At 72.0% G+C, this 14,525-nt stretch carries 13 protein-coding genes and 1 pseudogene; 5 read left to right on the forward strand and 9 right to left on the reverse strand.

All coding sequences use genetic code 11. The features are described from left to right. From AB8Z36_RS11655 to AB8Z36_RS11690, 8 genes and pseudogenes are all read right to left on the reverse strand, one after another. Window positions 1–329: DUF3492 domain-containing protein (locus AB8Z36_RS11655; protein ID WP_369213173.1), on the reverse strand; the 329-nt coding region annotated here is incomplete at its 3' end. Between the two features lie 201 nt (window positions 330–530). Further along, window positions 531–2,136 (reverse strand): annotated as a pseudogene (locus AB8Z36_RS11660) (dipeptide ABC transporter ATP-binding protein). After that, entirely contained in the window at window positions 2,133–3,203 is a 1,071-nt protein-coding gene (locus tag AB8Z36_RS11665; protein WP_369213174.1) for an ABC transporter permease, read from the reverse strand. The pseudogene AB8Z36_RS11660 and the gene AB8Z36_RS11665 overlap by 4 nt, the downstream one beginning before the upstream one ends. Next, entirely contained in the window at window positions 3,200–4,141 is a 942-nt protein-coding gene (locus AB8Z36_RS11670; protein ID WP_369213175.1) for an ABC transporter permease, read from the reverse strand. Before AB8Z36_RS11670 ends, AB8Z36_RS11665 begins: the two co-directional genes overlap by 4 nt. Next, entirely contained in the window at window positions 4,138–5,865 is a 1,728-nt protein-coding gene (locus AB8Z36_RS11675) for an ABC transporter substrate-binding protein (RefSeq protein WP_369213176.1), read from the reverse strand. The genes AB8Z36_RS11670 and AB8Z36_RS11675 overlap by 4 nt, the downstream gene beginning before the upstream one ends. Window positions 5,866–6,039: 174 nt before the next feature. Continuing rightward, the gene (locus tag AB8Z36_RS11680; RefSeq protein WP_317850838.1) at window positions 6,040–6,132 is read right to left on the reverse strand and encodes an Ms4533A family Cys-rich leader peptide; all 93 of its coding nucleotides are present in this window, start codon (window positions 6,130–6,132) and stop codon (window positions 6,040–6,042) included. Window positions 6,133–6,259: 127 nt separating this feature from the next. Further along, window positions 6,260–7,621, reverse strand: coding sequence for a DUF3152 domain-containing protein (locus tag AB8Z36_RS11685; RefSeq protein WP_369213177.1), 1,362 nt, complete (start codon window positions 7,619–7,621; stop codon window positions 6,260–6,262). An 8-nt stretch (window positions 7,622–7,629) separates the two neighbouring features. Further along, a complete protein-coding gene (locus tag AB8Z36_RS11690) occupies window positions 7,630–8,706 on the reverse strand; it encodes an alpha/beta fold hydrolase (protein WP_369213178.1) in 1,077 nt (358 codons plus the stop codon). Window positions 8,707–8,895: 189 nt separating this feature from the next. Here AB8Z36_RS11690 and AB8Z36_RS11695 point away from each other — a divergent pair, with 189 nt between their 5' ends. The 4 genes from AB8Z36_RS11695 to AB8Z36_RS11710 all read left to right on the forward strand — a co-directional run bounded on the left by AB8Z36_RS11695 (window position 8,896) and on the right by AB8Z36_RS11710 (window position 10,815). Next, window positions 8,896–9,117 (forward strand): hypothetical protein, encoded by a 222-nt coding sequence (locus AB8Z36_RS11695; RefSeq protein ID WP_369213179.1) that lies wholly within the window; start codon window positions 8,896–8,898, stop codon window positions 9,115–9,117. Window positions 9,118–9,262: 145 nt separating this feature from the next. Beyond that, window positions 9,263–9,904 (forward strand): TetR/AcrR family transcriptional regulator, encoded by a 642-nt coding sequence (locus AB8Z36_RS11700; RefSeq protein ID WP_369213180.1) that lies wholly within the window; start codon window positions 9,263–9,265, stop codon window positions 9,902–9,904. Window positions 9,905–10,054: 150 nt separating this feature from the next. Then, on the forward strand, window positions 10,055–10,282 hold the full coding sequence (locus tag AB8Z36_RS11705; protein WP_194138286.1) for a DUF3107 domain-containing protein: 228 nt from the start codon (window positions 10,055–10,057) through the stop codon (window positions 10,280–10,282). Window positions 10,283–10,545: 263 nt separating this feature from the next. After that, a complete protein-coding gene (locus tag AB8Z36_RS11710; RefSeq protein WP_369213181.1) occupies window positions 10,546–10,815 on the forward strand; it encodes a hypothetical protein in 270 nt (89 codons plus the stop codon). A gap of 107 nt (window positions 10,816–10,922) precedes the next feature. Here the strand turns inward: AB8Z36_RS11710 and AB8Z36_RS11715 are convergent, their stop codons facing one another. Continuing rightward, complete coding sequence (locus AB8Z36_RS11715) at window positions 10,923–11,660, reverse strand: ferritin-like fold-containing protein (RefSeq protein ID WP_369213182.1); 738 nt, start codon at window positions 11,658–11,660, stop codon at window positions 10,923–10,925. Between the two features lie 461 nt (window positions 11,661–12,121). On the opposite strand from AB8Z36_RS11715, the gene AB8Z36_RS11720 reads away from it, so the two are divergent. Next, complete coding sequence (locus AB8Z36_RS11720; RefSeq protein WP_369213183.1) at window positions 12,122–14,461, forward strand: DEAD/DEAH box helicase; 2,340 nt, start codon at window positions 12,122–12,124, stop codon at window positions 14,459–14,461. Window positions 14,462–14,525: the final 64 nt, after the last annotated feature.

Consider the following 14,525-nt stretch of genomic DNA (forward strand, 5'->3'; position numbering starts at 1 on the left):
CCCTCGTCCGGACCGCCCGGTCGGCACACCACGTCCGCCAGCTCCGAGAAGCACTCCACGAAGCGCCGACGCGCCCGCCGCCCCCGTCCGCCGCGCGGCCCCGCGCCGTGGAGCGCCTGGTCGGCGACGGTCCACAGCGGAGCCGTCCGCACCCGGACGACGTTGGGCGGCAGTTCGACGCGCCCCCGTGCCTCCTGGTGCTCGCTGCGGCTGAGCGCGTAGACGTCGAACTCGTGCTGCCCGAGACCGCGGACGAGCCGGTCGCACCAGAGCCTTGCCTCACCACTCAGATACGGATAGCCACCCTCCGTAAGCAGTGCGACGCGCACGAGTGCACCCCCGATCTCCCTTTTGGGGAGCCGCCGTTGGTCCGGCGGCTCGCAGCGGGACGAACGTATGCGGTCATGCCGGTGGCGCGACGGACGGTTGTCCATCGCGCCACCAAAAGGGGTGAACGGTCGTAACTTTCTCGCGCCGGTCGCGTTCCGTCGCGCTATAGCGCTCCTACGGCCCGGTTCGGCTACGGAGCGTCAGGCTGCGGCCAGTTCCCGGCGGGCCGCGCGCCGCCGCGCCGCCGCCTCCGGATCGAGCGCGGGGACGGCCGCGAGCAGCCGCCGGGTGTACGGGTCACGCGGTGATCCGTAGACCTCGTCCACGCTTCCCTGCTCGACGATCCGGCCGCCCCGCATCACCGCGACCCGGTCGCTGACCTGGCGCACCACGGCCAGATCGTGCGCCACGAAGACAAGCGCGAGGCCCAGTTCGGCCTGGAGCTCCGAGAGGAGCGCGGTCACCTGGGCCTGGGTCGTCACATCGAGCGCGGAGACCGGCTCGTCGCACACGATGAGCCTCGGCTCGGCGGCGAGCGCCCTCGCGATGCCGACCCGCTGCCGCTGCCCGCCGCTGAACTCGTGCGGATGGCGACCGTAGTGCGCCGGATCGAGCCCCACGCGCCCGAGGAGTTCGCGCACTCTCCCCCGTACGTAGGAGTCGTCCTCGCCCCGCGCGCGCAGGGGGTCGGCGATGGACTCGCCGATGGAGCGGCGCGGGTTCAGCGAGGACACCGGGTCCTGGAAGACCATCTGCACGTCCGGCCGCACCCGGCCGCCCGGCTGCTCCCCGGCGTCCGCGCGGCGGAGCTGCCCGGAGCTGGGTTCGAGGAGCCCGACGAGCATGCGTCCCAGGGTGGTCTTGCCGCTGCCGCTCTCGCCGACGATGCCGAGGGTCTCCCCGGCGCGGACGGTGAGCGACACCCCGTCGACCGCCGTGAGGGCCCGCTTCCCGCGCCCGAACTCCTTGCGCAGGTTCTTCGCTTCGAGCACCACGTCACCGGCGGCGCGTACGGCGGCGGGGCGCGGGCCCGTCCACCCGGGGGACGGCCCCGAGCAGCTCCTTGGTGTACGCCTCGCGGGGCCCGGCGAGCACGTCCCCCACGGTTCCCCGTTCCACCACGCGCCCGCCCCGCATGACCAGGACGTCGTCGGCGCTCTCGGCCGCCACGCCCACGTCATGGGTGACCAGGAGCAGCCCCATGCCGGTCTCCTGCCGCAGCGCGTGCAGCAGGTCGAGGATCTGGGCCTGCACGGTGACGTCGAGCGCGGTGGTCGGCTCGTCGGCGACGAGCAGCGCGGGCTCGCAGGCCAGGGCCATGGCGATGAGGGCGCGCTGGCGCATGCCGCCGCTGAACTCGTGCGGACGCGAGCGCGAACGGCGCCCCGCTTGGGGGACGCCGACCCGGTCGAGCACGTCCACGGCACGCGCGCGTGCCGCCCGCCGGGACGCCCCGGTGTGCACCCGGTACACCTCGGCGATCTGGTCGCCCACGGCGTAGTACGGGTCGAGGGAGGAGAGCGGGTCCTGGAAGACCATCGCGGCCCGTCCGCCGCGCAGCCGCCGCAGCTCCGCCTCCGGCGCCTCGTGCACGTCCACGCCGTCGACCCGCACCGTGCCGCGGACGCGCGCACCGGTGCCCCGGTGCAGCCCGAGCAGCGCCGAGGCCACGGAGGACTTGCCGGAGCCCGACTCCCCCACCAGGGCGAGCGCGGCGCCCGCCGCAAGGGAGAAGGAGAGGCCGTCCACGGCGCGTACGCCCGAGGCGAACTCCACGGAGAGATCCGCGACGTCCACGAGGCTCATGACAGGACCACCCGTCGGTCGGCCACCGCGTACAGGACGTCCGCGACGGCATTGGCGAGGACCACGAAGAAGCCGGTGACCATGACCATCCCGACGACCACCGGCAGGTCGACGACCTTGACCGCGTGCACGAGCTCGCGCCCGATGCCCGGCAGCCCGAACAGCGTCTCGCTGAGCACGGCACCCCCGAACATCGATCCGAAGTCATTGGCGGTCAGCGCGATGACGGGCGCCACCGCGCCCCGCAGCGCGTGCCTGCCGATGATCGAACGCTCCCCCACGCCGTACGCGCGGAAGGTGCGCACATGGTCGTCGGCGAGCGTCTCCAGCATCGAGGAGCGGGTCAGGCGCGCGTACTTGGCGGCCTCGATCAGGGCGAGCGAGAGCCAGGGCAGGAGCAGGTTCCACGCCCACTGCGTCGGGTCGTCGCCGAAGGCCACATAGCTCGGGAAGGGCAGCCACTGGAGCTGACCGCAGACCACGATCATCAGCAGCAGCCCGATCACGAAGACGGGCGTCGCGGTGCCCGCGAGGGTGACGGCCATCAGGACCCGCTCGCCGACCCGGCCGCGCCGCCAGGCGGAGAGCACGCCGGTGCCCACGCCGAGGAGCAGCCACAGCACCATCGCGCCGAGCGCGAGGGACGCGGTGACCGGCAGCTTCGCGAGGATCAGCGAGGTGACCTGCGCATCGCTCTGGTAGGAGACGCCGAGGCAGGGCGCGCCGCAGTGCTCCACGCCGGTTCCGGTGGAGTAGTCGTGGCCGACGAGAAGGCCCTTGAGGAACTCCAGGTAGCGCACGTACAGCGGGTCGTCGAGGCGGAGCTGGTCGGAGACCTGCTGGACCTGCGCGGGCGAGCAGCGCGGGCCGCAGGTGATCTGGGCGACGTCGCCGGGGGCGGCGTAGAACACCACGTAGATGACGACGGAGATGACGAGCAGGGTGACGGCGGCACCGGCCAGGCGCCGCAGCACGAAGCCGCCGAACCCGCCGAGGCCGCCGGACCCGCCCGCGCCGCCGAGCCCGGGGAACGAGGAGAGCCGCGAACGCACGGCCGTGCCGCTCATGCCCGCGCCTCCCGCCTGCGGCCCGTCCCGACCGAGAGCCGGGACGCGGCCCGGGGGTCGAGCGCGGTGCGGACGCCGTCGCCGAGGACGGTGAGCGCGAGCACGGTCACGAAGAGCGCCCCTGCCGGGTACAGGAGGTACTGCGGCGCCGCCTGGTACCAGACGTCGGCGGAGGTGAGCATCTGTCCCCACGAGGCGGTCGGCGGCTTCACTCCGACGCCGAGGAAGGAGAGCGCGGCCTCGACGGTGATGTTGACGGGGACGAGCAGCGCGGCGTAGGTGATGACCGGTGCGGCGAGGGCGGGCAGCAGTTCGCGCCGGGCGATCTGGAGGGAGCCCCAGCCGCTGAGCCGGGCCGCCGCCACATGGTCGAGCTCCTTGAGCGTCACCGTCTGGGCGCGCACGATCTTGGCCACGTTGCCCCAGGCCACGAGGCCGATGACGAGGGCGACGAGGACGGGCCGGGGGAACCCGGCGGGCACGATGGCGAGCAGCGCGAGCGCGAGGATCATCAGCGGCAGCGCCACGATGACATCGGTGGCCCGGCTGAGCAGCTGGTCGAGCATGCGGCCGCCGCACCCGGCGGCGATGCCGACCACGACGCCGATGAGCACCTGCACGACGGTCGCGGCGAGCGCGACGCCGAGCGAGACGCGGGCCCCGTGGACCAGGCGCGCGAAGAGGTCGCGGCCGGTCTGCGGCTCCACGCCGAGCCAGTGCTCGCCGCTCATCCCGCCGAAGGAGCCGACCGGCACACCACCGCGCGCCGAGTCGATGAGGTCCGGGTGGTACGTGGTCGGGTCCTGCCCCTCGACGGCGGTGAGCAGGGGCGCGGCGAGCGCCACGAGGACGAGCAGTACGACGACCGCCCCCGCGGCGAGGGCGGCGCGCTGTCCGCGCAGGCGCCGCCAGAAGCCGCCGTCGGAACCGGCCGTCACTTGCCCTCCACGGCGACCTGGGAGACGTCCAGGACGCCGGTCCAGTCGCTGATCACGATGTTCCTGACGTCCTTGCCGTACAGGCGCTTGTAGACCGGGTGGAAGAGCGGCACGGTCAGGGCGCGCTCACCGATCTTCTTGTCCAGGGCGCCCCAGCGCTTGGCGGCGGCCGCCAGGTCGGTCAGCTTGTTGATCTCGTCGATCTCCTTGTTGACCGCCTTGTCGTCGAGGAAGCCGGTGTTGAAGTTGGCGCCGCCCCTCACGATCTGCCGGCCGTCGAAGATCGGGGCGAGGAAGGGCCCGCCGGAGGGCCAGTCGGCGCCCCAGTGGGCGAGGAAGAGGCCGGGCTCGTCCTTGGCGCTGTGGATCTTGTCCTTGTAGTCGTTGTCCTCCAGGCCCTGGAGCCTGACGGTGATCCCGGCCTTCTTGAGCGCGTCCTGGACCGCGGTGGCGATCTCCGGGCTGGTCTCGAAGTCCTTGACGTTGGAGTGGGTGAGCGTGATGGTGAGCCCGTCCTTGTGACCGGCCTCCTTCAGCAGCTCCCTGGCCTTCTTCGCGTCGCCGGAGTCACCGGCCGGGAAGTGGTCGTACTCCGTGTAGCCGAAGGACTTCTGGTTCGGCAGATACGTGGTCGCGGGCTCGGCGAGCGAGGAGCCGCCCGCGGCGTTGACCACCGAGGAGCGGTCGACCGCGTACGAGATGGCCTGCCGCACCTTCGGGTCGTCGAAGGGCTTCACCTTCGGGTTGAAGGCGAGGTAGTTGGTGTAGCCGAAGTGCCCGGTGCCGACGTGTGAGGCCAGCTCCTTGTCGCCGGTGACCTTGGCGAGCTCGGCGGGGCCGAGGTTGGTGTCGGTGGTGACGGCGGCGGCGTCCGCGCCCTGGCCCGCGGCCAGCCGCTGGTTGATCACGGAGGAGTCGAGCCCGGACCGGACGTCGATCCTGTCGGGGTAGGCCTTGCGCTCGGCGTCGGTCGCCGCCGACCAGTGCGGATTGCGCTCCAGGCGGAGCCGCTCCCCGTCGTTGACGTTCTCGACGACCTTGTAGGGCCCGGACGAGAGCGGGTGCTCCTCGTACTTGGTGCCCTTGTCCTTGGCCTTCGGCACCGGCGTGAACTGCGTCTGGGTCGCCAGATAGGGGAACTCGCCCTCGGGCTTGTTCAGGTGGAAGACGATGGTCCGCGCATCCGGCGTCTCGATCGAGGCGAGCCCCTTGCCGCTCCTGTCCTTGTACGGGCCCTGGTACTTGTCCCCGCCGATGAGCCAGTCCCGCAGGTAGGGCGCGCCGCCGCTGAGTTCGGCGGCGAAGGACCGCTCGATGCCGTACTTGACGTCCGCCGAGGTGATCGGCGTCCCGTCCTCGTACCTGAGCCCCTTCTTCAGGGTGTACGTCCACACGGTGGCGTTCTTGCTCGGCTTGCCGAGGTCGGTGGCGAGGTCCGGCACGACCTCCGCGCCCTTGGCACCGTCCTCGCGGTTACGGGTGGTCAGCGTGCGGAAGACGAGGCTCGGCACGTTGCCGCCGCCGGAGGTGTAGAGCCGCGCCGGGTCGAAGTCGGTCTGCGGGTCGCGGTTGAGGACGGTGAGCGTGCCGCCCTTGGCGGGCTCACCGCCGCCGCTCTCGGCGTCGTTGTCCTTCGGGCCCGCGCAGGCGGCGGCGCCCGAGGCCAGGACCAGGCTGACGGATGCCGCTGCCACGCGGCGGGCTATGACGGACGATCGACGCATCGGAGAAGACCTCTCGGGGAAAACACCGCGCGAGGGCACGGCGGGTCAGTGGGAATCGAGCGGAGCTCGCCCCGGAGAAGGCGCGAAAGGGCAGCGGAAAAGGCTACGGGCAGCCGGAAGGACGGCTGCGGAGCCAGGGCTGTGAAGAGAGCGACGCACTCGCCGGGGCGGGCGTCAGCAACAGTGGATGTCGGCCACGCAGAGCGCGGTCACGCCGAGCAGCGCCAGCTCGATGGCGGCGCTCGAAGGGGCGTGACGGTTCGACATGCGGAGAAATATGAACGAATGAGCGACGCTTGTCAAAGCAGCGGGCAGCGAACCTTGTCGGAGCGGCGGCCAGCGACGCTTGTCGAAGCAGCGGGACAGCGGCTCCCGGAGCGGCGGCCCGACGAGGTCAACTCTTCGGAAACGCCCACGGGTTGGCCTTGCACTTGATGCCGTCGTGCTCCAGGAACTTCGTCTGCTGCTGCATCACGGGCGCGAGATCCCCGCTCTTGGAGCAGTCCGTGTGGTTGAAACCGAGCCGGTGTCCGACCTCGTGATTGATCAGCATCTGGCGGTACGGATAAATGTCGTCGCCGTAGGTCTTCGCGCCCTGCGCCCACCGATAAGCGTTGATCATCACGCGTTCCGTCGCCGCGGAATCGCAGGAGACATTGTCCTGCGTGGTGTCGAGTCCGGATTTCGCACACCAGGCCGCGGTCGTTCCGGGGCTCGCCAGCGTAATGACGAAATCGGGTCTGCCCGACGAGATGCGCTCGAAGGAACGGGCGCCCTCGTGCGCCCAACTCCGCTCGTCGTTCAGGGTTTTCTGCACGGCATCGGCGAAGAGCGGGCCGTCGAGCTTGAGCCCCTTCTCCACGTCGACGCGGTACCGGAACAGCTGCCCCTTTCCCGGTGCCTTCGCGAATCCGCGCACGGCCTCGAAATCGCCGGACGCCGCCAGTTTCGCGTCCAGCGGGTATTTCTTGCCCATTTTCTGCTGGTACGTGACAGGGGCCGCGTCAGGCCCCTTGACCGGCTCGCGGCGCTCGTCCGAACGCGAGGCGGGATCGTCGGTGTCACGGGCGCCGCCGTCCGGGGCGGCCCGGGGCGCGGTGTCCTCGCCGTCCCCGCCGCCCGCGACCTGACCCGCCACCACGACCGCGAGCACGGTGGTCACCGCGGCGGCCGCGAAACCGGCGTAGGCACGGCGGTTGCGCCTGCCCTTCACCCCGCTCTCGGCGCCGCCGTCCCCGAGATCGCCGTCAGCGCCGAAGTCCGCCGCGTCGCCGTCAACGGGACGCGGCTCGACGTCACTCCATGTGGTGACGGAGGCGTACGGATCGCGGGGCGGCGGCGGTCCGCCCGGGCCCGGTGCCTGCGGGTGACCCTCGGTCTCCGGGTGGCCCTCGGTCTCCGGGTAGCTCTCGGGGAAGGCCGCCACGTAGTCCTTGCGGGGGCCGTGCGTGCGGGGACCGGGCATGACGGGCGACGCCACACCGGCCCGCGGCCCCGCGCCGGTGCCGTCAAGATCGCCCCAGCCGCCACCGGACTCACGCTGCTCCGGATGGCCGCCGCGGGCCTGCGGCACGCCGTGCGGCGGGGTGCCGTACGAAGCGGCGGCGGTGCCGTGCGGCGGTGTCTCCTCCGCCGTGTGCGCCCGCCGTCGGCGGCCGGTGCCCGGCGGCGGGGCGACACGCTGCGAGAACGGTGTACCCGAGGTGCTGGTGTTGTCAGTCGTGTCTGCCGGACCCCGGCGGCTGTGACGTCCCACGCGCCGGCTCAGCTCCCTGTTTCCGTGGTTTCCGTGGTTTTCGCGGCTTCCGTGATCTTCGCGGCCTCCGTGGTTCTCGCGGTGGAGGCCCCGGCGGCGGTGTCCGCGCCCCGCCCGGCGGCCCCGTCTCCCGCCGAGGCGTCCGCGAGCAGTTCACGGAAGGCCGTGGCCACGGTCTCCGGGTCCTCCATCATCGCCACATGGCCCGCGTCCGGCAGTGTGAGGAGCCGCGAGTCGCGGAAGGCCGCCGCCGCCCTGCGGGCCATGCGGTACGAGACAAGCAGGTCGCGCCCTCCGTACACAAGGAGTGTCGGGGCGAGCACCCGCTCGGCCTGCCGCCACAGTCCGTGCTGGCCGCCCAGAGTGTAGGCGTTGACGATGCCGCGCGCCGAACGCGCCATCGCGTCCCAGAAGTAGGGGAGCTGAAGCCTGCGCTCCATCTCCCGCACCGCCGCGTCGAACCCCTCCTGCGTCACCTTGCCCGGGTCGCCGTAACAGAGGCCCATGACGCCACGGACCCGCTGCTCGGCCGTCCACTGCCTGGTCAGCCGGGTGAAGAGGGCAGCGACACCCGGCAGCGCGAGCAGCCCGGTCGGCACCGCCGTACGCTGCACCCGCAGCTCGGGCAGAGCGGGCGAGACGAGCGTCAGCGTGCGCACCAGATCGGGGCGGACCGCCGCGACGCGGGTGGTGATGGAGCCGCCCAGCGAGTTGCCCACCAGATGGACGGGGCCTCGCGCGCGGGCGTCGAGATAACGGATGACCGCGCGCGCGTGCCCGGTGACCGAGTAGTTGCCGTCGTCCGGCGGCGGGGAGTCCCCGAACCCCGGCAGGTCGATCGCCTCGCAGTCGACGGCGTCCTCAAGCAGCGGCATCAGGGCCGACCAGTTCTGCGAGGAGCCGCCGAGCCCGTGCACGAAGAGCGCGGGCTCAAGACCGGGGCGGACCGAGGGCCGCGAACGCACCGTCAGCGAGAGCCCGGGGAGTCCGACCGAGTCGAGCCGCTCGCCGTCCGCGACCGCCACGGTGCCGGGCTTGGGCGAGGCCGTGGAGGCCAGCAGATGCGGCAGATCGGTCGAAGACATGCGGCAATGTTACGAGACGATCACGCGGTAGTTCACGTGTTCGCCGTCACAGACCGCGCACGGACCGCGTAGCGCCCCACCCGAGTTCCTCCTACGCTCAAAGAAAGCGGGCCAAGGCTCATGGAATGCGGGCGAAGAGGGCACCCGCACCAGAAGGCCAGCAGGCACCGCGAGGGAAGAGAGCCACAGATGAGTGTCGACCCGACCGATCCCGAGACCTTCGAGACGGAAGACAGCACCGGCGCCGAGGCCGACGTGGAGGCGCCGGAGGCGGACACCGCCGAACAGCACACCGATCTCACGCCCAGCGGGGACGACCCCCTGACGGACGTCGACCCGGCGGCGGCCAGCGAGGCCGATCTGGCCGAACAGGCCCGTGTGGTGACCGTCGACGAGGACGACTACCGCTGAGAGCTGACCGTGTTTGCCCTGCTGCATACCGATTCAGCGGTCATCCGGTCCGTGAAATTCTGCGCTCGCACCGCACACATCACAGTTACCGAAAAGTACGATGGCGGCGCGGCGCTCACCGCACATGGACGATTTGGGAGGCGGCGTGACAGCCATCGAGCAGACAGAGGCGGCCCGCCCACGGGGCACCCGCCTGCCGCGACGGGCCCGGCGCAATCAACTTCTCGGCGCGGCCCAGGAAGTTTTCGTCGCACAGGGTTACCACGCGGCCGCGATGGACGACATCGCCGAGCGCGCCGGAGTCAGCAAGCCGGTGCTCTACCAGCACTTCCCCGGCAAGCTCGACCTCTACCTGGCCCTGCTCGACCAGCACTGCGACTCGCTCCTGCAGTCGGTGCGCACGGCACTCGCGTCCACCACGGACAACAAGCTGCGCGTCGCCGCCACCATGGACGCCTACTTCGCGTACGTGGAGAACGAGGGCGGCGCCTTCCGGCTGGTCTTCGAGTCCGACCTGACCAACGAGGCGGCGGTCCGCGAGCGCGTCGACCGCGTCACCCTCCAGTGCGCCGAGGCGATCTGCGAGGTCATCGCGGAGGACACCGGTCTGCCCAGGGACGAGGCGATGCTCCTCGCCGTGGGCCTCGGCGGCTACTCCCAGGTCGTCGCGCGGTACTGGCTGGCCAGTGGCAGCACGGTCCCCCGCGACAAGGCCGTGGAGCTGCTCACCTCGCTCGCCTGGCGCGGCATCGCGGGCTTCCCGCTGCACGGCATCGAGGGCCACTGACCCCGCACACGTCAGGGGCTCCTTTGTTCCCGTTCCGTGTTCGCTACCGGCGTTCACGGCCGCGTCCGTACCCGTCCCCGCACCGGGCTAATGTGTGCTGGGTACGGCGCGGACGGCCGCGCACAGACTGACCGTCGGAGGGACAAAGCCGTGGAGGTCAAGATCGGCGTGCAGTACGCGCCCCGCGAGATCGTGCTGGAGAGCGGCCAGAGCGCCGAGGAAATCGAGCACGCGGTGTCCGAGGCGCTGACCGGCAAGTCGCCGCTGCTGAGCCTCGTGGACGACCACGGCCGCAAGGTCCTGGTTCCGGCCGACCGCCTCGCGTACGTCGAGCTCGGCGAGCCGACCGCACGCAAGGTGGGCTTCAGCGCCCTGTAGCACCAGTAGCACCCGCAGTACCAGGAGCACCTGTATTACCTGTAGCACCTTCAGTACCTGGTGGTACCTGACAACTGCACACGAGCGGGGCCCGGTGGTGACAACCGCCGGGCCCCGCTTGCGCGTTGACGCCCCCTGCCGTACGGACCGACCGCCGCGCGGAAGAGCCGCGAGGGCGCCGCCTCTCGGAGGGTTGTATTCCGGCCGCCCGGGGTAGACCGGCTAGGACCGATTTGCACCTGGCTGCGAGGGAGGGCATCTCCGTGATTCTGGAAGCACTCGGCTCCATCTTGCTGGGCCTGGCCCTGGCTCTGGCCACGGCCCACCGACTGGGCCACCGGCTGCCCACGCGCAGCCTCGTTCTCTCCACGGGCCCGACGGGCGCCCTCGTCGGCGCCTTCATCACACACATGGCACTCGGCCCGGGCCACGCCGTCGCGACACTCGTAGGAGCGGTCGCCGTATCGGTGGCCCTGCTGTCGCTGCTGATCCGCCCCACCCACGGCAGACTGCGCCGCTCGGCGACGGCCTGACCGCCGCCGGTCCGGGCGGTGCGCCGCCGCCCATGCGCGGCGGGCGCCGCCTTTTCTCTGCGTACGGCTTCTCTGTGTACGGCTTCTCTGCGTACGGCGGGCTACGGCTAGGCCGCGAGGCCCAGCGCGGCCATCCGCTTGGTGTGCGCCTCGGTGATCCGCGAGAACATCCGGCCGACCTCGGCGAGGTCGAAGCCGTCGGCCACGCCACCGACGAGCATCGTCGACAGGGCGTCCCGGTCCGCCACGACCCGCTGCGACTGCGAGAGCGCCTCGCCCATCAGACGACGCGCCCAGAGCGCGAGCCGCCCGCCGACGCGCGGATCGGCCTCGATCGCGGCCCGCACCTTCTCCACGGCGAAGCTGGCGTGCCCGGTGTCATCGAGGACGGCGAGGACGAGCTCGCGCGTGTCGGCGTCCAGCCTGGCCGCCACCTCGCGGTAGAAGTCACTGGCGATCGAGTCGCCCACGTACGCCTTGACCAGGCCTTCGAGCCAGTCGGAAGGCGCCGTCTGGCGGTGGAAGCCGTCGAGCGCGGCGACGAAGGGCTCCATGGCCTCCGTCGGCTCGGCGCCGATCTCCGAGAGGCGGGCGCGCAACTGCTCGAAGTGGTGGAACTCCGCCGACGCCATCTTCGCCAGCTCCGCCTTGTCGCCGAGCGTCGGCGCGAGCTTCGCGTCCTCCGCGAGCCGCTCGAACGCCGCGAGCTCCCCGTAGGCGAGCGCGCCGAGCAGATCCACGACCGCGGCGCGGTAGTGCGGCTCGGCGGAGGCTTTCGCCCAGTCCTGGGCGGCGACCCCGGTGGGTTCGGCGGCGGATTCAGCGGCGGTGTCAGGCGTCTCCATGAACCGCACAATAGCCCGCTCGCGGTACCCCGTAAGGACCTGGCCAGTGACTGTGACGACGACCATGTGACCAATTCGCCGGACACGCCTGCGAGATTCCGGGGTACAGTGGTAATGCGCCTGCTGAATATTCAGTGGGACAACGAATGAGGATGCCCGGTCGGTGGCCCGATCGGCTCCGACCCGACAGCCCTCCGGGCGGCCCGCGCAGCTGCGGACGCACGAGGAGGGAACCTCAGCGGTAAGAGCGCTCGAGCGCCGGCAGTGGTCCCGCGCCCCCGGCCCGCCCCCCAAGCGGCCGGCGGTAGTGGCACGGTCACGACCCCCAGCGTTCGCCTCGCGCCGCGTCTCACAGAAGAGGCATAGCCCTGACTACGACTTTCCGAGAGCTCGGGATTCTTCCCGAGACGGCCGAGGCGCTCGAAGCCGTCGGCATCATCAACCCCTTCCCCATCCAGGAGATGACCCTCCCCGTCGCCCTTTCCGGCACGGACGTCATCGGCCAGGCCAAGACCGGCACCGGCAAGACGCTCGGCTTCGGCCTCCCGCTCCTTGAGCGCGTGGTCGTCCCCGCCGACGTCGAGGCCGGGCGCGCCGCGCCCGAGCAGCTCACCGAGGCGCCGCAGGCCCTCATCGTCGTCCCCACCCGCGAGCTCTGCCAGCAGGTGACGAACGACCTCCTGACCGCGGGCAAGGCGCGCAATGTCCGCGTCCTCGCCATATACGGCGGCCGTGCATACGAGCCGCAGGTCGAGGCCCTCAAGAAGGGCATCGACATCGTCGTCGGCACGCCGGGCCGTCTCCTCGACCTCGCGGGCCAGCGCAAGCTCGACCTCAAGCACATCAAGTGCCTGGTCCTCGACGAGGCCGACGAGATGCTCGACCTGGGCTTCCTGCCCGACGTCGAGAAGATCATCAACATGCTTCCGGTGAAGCGCCAGACCATGCTGTTCTCGGCGACCATGCCGGGCGCCGTCATCGGCCTCGCCCGTCGCTACATGTCGCAGCCCACGCACATCCGCGCCACCGCGCCGGACGACGAGGGCCAGACCGTCGCGAACACCAAGCAGTACGTGTACCGCGCGCACAACATGGACAAGCCCGAGATGGTCTCGCGCATCCTCCAGGCCGAGGGCCGCGGACTCGCGATGATCTTCTGCCGTACGAAGCGGACGGCCGCCGACATCGCCGAGCAGCTCGAACGCCGCGGTTTCGCCTCGGGCGCCGTCCACGGCGACCTGGGCCAGGGCGCGCGCGAGCAGGCCCTGCGGGCGTTCCGCAACGGCAAGGTGGACGTGCTCGTCTGCACGGACGTCGCCGCGCGCGGCATCGACGTCGGCGGCGTGACGCACGTCATCAACTACCAGTCCCCCGAGGACGAGAAGACCTACCTGCACCGCATCGGCCGCACCGGCCGCGCGGGCGCCAAGGGCATCGCGATCACGCTGGTCGACTGGGACGACATCCCGCGCTGGCAGCTCATCAACAAGGCGCTCGACCTCGGCTTCAACGACCCGGTCGAGACGTACTCCAGCTCCCCGCACCTGTACGAGGACCTCGACATCCCGGCGGGCACCAAGGGTGTCCTGCCGCGCGCCGAGCGGACCCGTGCCGGTCTGGGCGCCGAGGAGATCGAGGACCTGGGCGAGACGGGTGGCCGCGGGCGGAGCGGCGGCGGTGGCGGTCGCAGGGACCGTGGCCGCGGGTCCGCGTCCGCATCAGCGTCCGCGTCGGCTCAGGAGCAGGAGCGCCCGGCGCGTACGCCGCGCCGCCGTCGCCGTACGCGCGCCGGCAGCCCGCTGGACGCCGCGACGGCGCCGACGACTCCCGAGGCGACGTCGTCCGCTGCCGCGGTGCCGACGCAGCAGTCGGAGCCGACGCGGCAGTCCGAGCCGACCGAGCCGCGTACGCCCAGGCGGCGCCGCAGGACGCGGGCCGGGGGCGCGGAGCAGGTGGCCGCGCCGGTGGCGGAGGCGGCTGTGGCGGAGGCGGCTGTGGCCGTGGCAACGGCGCCGCCCGTCGCCGAGGCTGTCGTGCCGGATGCCCCGGTGGAGGACCAGCCGAAGCGTCGCCGTACCCGTAAGGCGGCGGAGCCGGTGGCCGAGGCGGCCGTGACCGAGGCCCCTGTGGCGGAAGCGGCCGTGGCCGAGGCGAAGCCGAGGCGCCGCACCCGCAAGGCGGCGGAGCCGGTGGCGGAGGCGGCCGAGGCCGTCGTGTCGGAGGCCCCGGCGGAGGAGAAGCCGAAGCGCCGCCGCACCCGCAAGGCGGCCGAGCCGGTCGCCGAGGCGGCCGTGACCGAGGCCCCTGTGGCGGAAGCCACCGTGGTCGAGGAGAAGCCCAAGCGCCGCACCCGGAGGACGGCGGAGCCGGTGGCGGAGGCGGCCGAGGCCGTCGTGTCGGAGGCCCCGGCGGAGGAGAAGCCGAAGCGCCGCCGCACCCGCAAGGCGGCCGAGCCGGTCGCCGAGGCAGCCGTGACCGAGGCCCCTGTGGCGGAAGCCCCCGTCGCCGAGGCGAAGCCCAAGCGCCGCACCCGCAAGACGGCGGAGCCGGTGGCGGAAGCGACCGAGGCCGTCGTGACGGAGACCCCGGCGGAGGAGAAGCCGAAGCGCCGCCGCACCCGCAAGGCGGCCGAGCCGGTCGCCGAGGCGGAGATCCCGGCGCAGTCGTCGGAGGAGCCGAAGCCGCGTCGCCGTACACGCAAGGCGGCTGCCGCTCCGGAGCCGACGACCGAGGCACCGGTCGCCGCGCCGCGTCGGCGCACCCGCAAGAAGGCAGAGCCCGTGGAGACCCCGGAGAGCTGATACTCCGCCTCTCCGCAACGCGAAGGCCCGTCCCTGTTGGGGGCGGGCCTTCCGCGTCCCGACG

Source organism: Streptomyces flavofungini (genome assembly GCF_041028215.1).
In the GTDB taxonomy this organism is placed as follows: domain Bacteria; phylum Actinomycetota; class Actinomycetes; order Streptomycetales; family Streptomycetaceae; genus Streptomyces; species Streptomyces flavofungini_B.

Bases quoted from the DNA above. Each gene is read 5' to 3' on its own strand.
- AB8Z36_RS11665 (WP_369213174.1), bottom strand. From the start codon at position 3,203: ATGAGCGGCACGGCCGTGCGTTCGCGGCTCTCCTCGTTCCCCGGGCTC.
- AB8Z36_RS11675 (WP_369213176.1), bottom strand. From the start codon at position 5,865: ATGCGTCGATCGTCCGTCATAGCCCGCCGCGTGGCAGCGGCATCCGTC.
- AB8Z36_RS11680 (WP_317850838.1), bottom strand. From the start codon at position 6,132: ATGTCGAACCGTCACGCCCCTTCGAGCGCCGCCATCGAGCTGGCGCTG.
- AB8Z36_RS11690 (WP_369213178.1), bottom strand. From the start codon at position 8,706: ATGTCTTCGACCGATCTGCCGCATCTGCTGGCCTCCACGGCCTCGCCC.
- AB8Z36_RS11695 (WP_369213179.1), top strand. From the start codon at position 8,896: ATGAGTGTCGACCCGACCGATCCCGAGACCTTCGAGACGGAAGACAGC.
- AB8Z36_RS11715 (WP_369213182.1), bottom strand. From the start codon at position 11,660: ATGGAGACGCCTGACACCGCCGCTGAATCCGCCGCCGAACCCACCGGG.
- AB8Z36_RS11720 (WP_369213183.1), top strand. From the start codon at position 12,122: ATGACCCTCCCCGTCGCCCTTTCCGGCACGGACGTCATCGGCCAGGCC.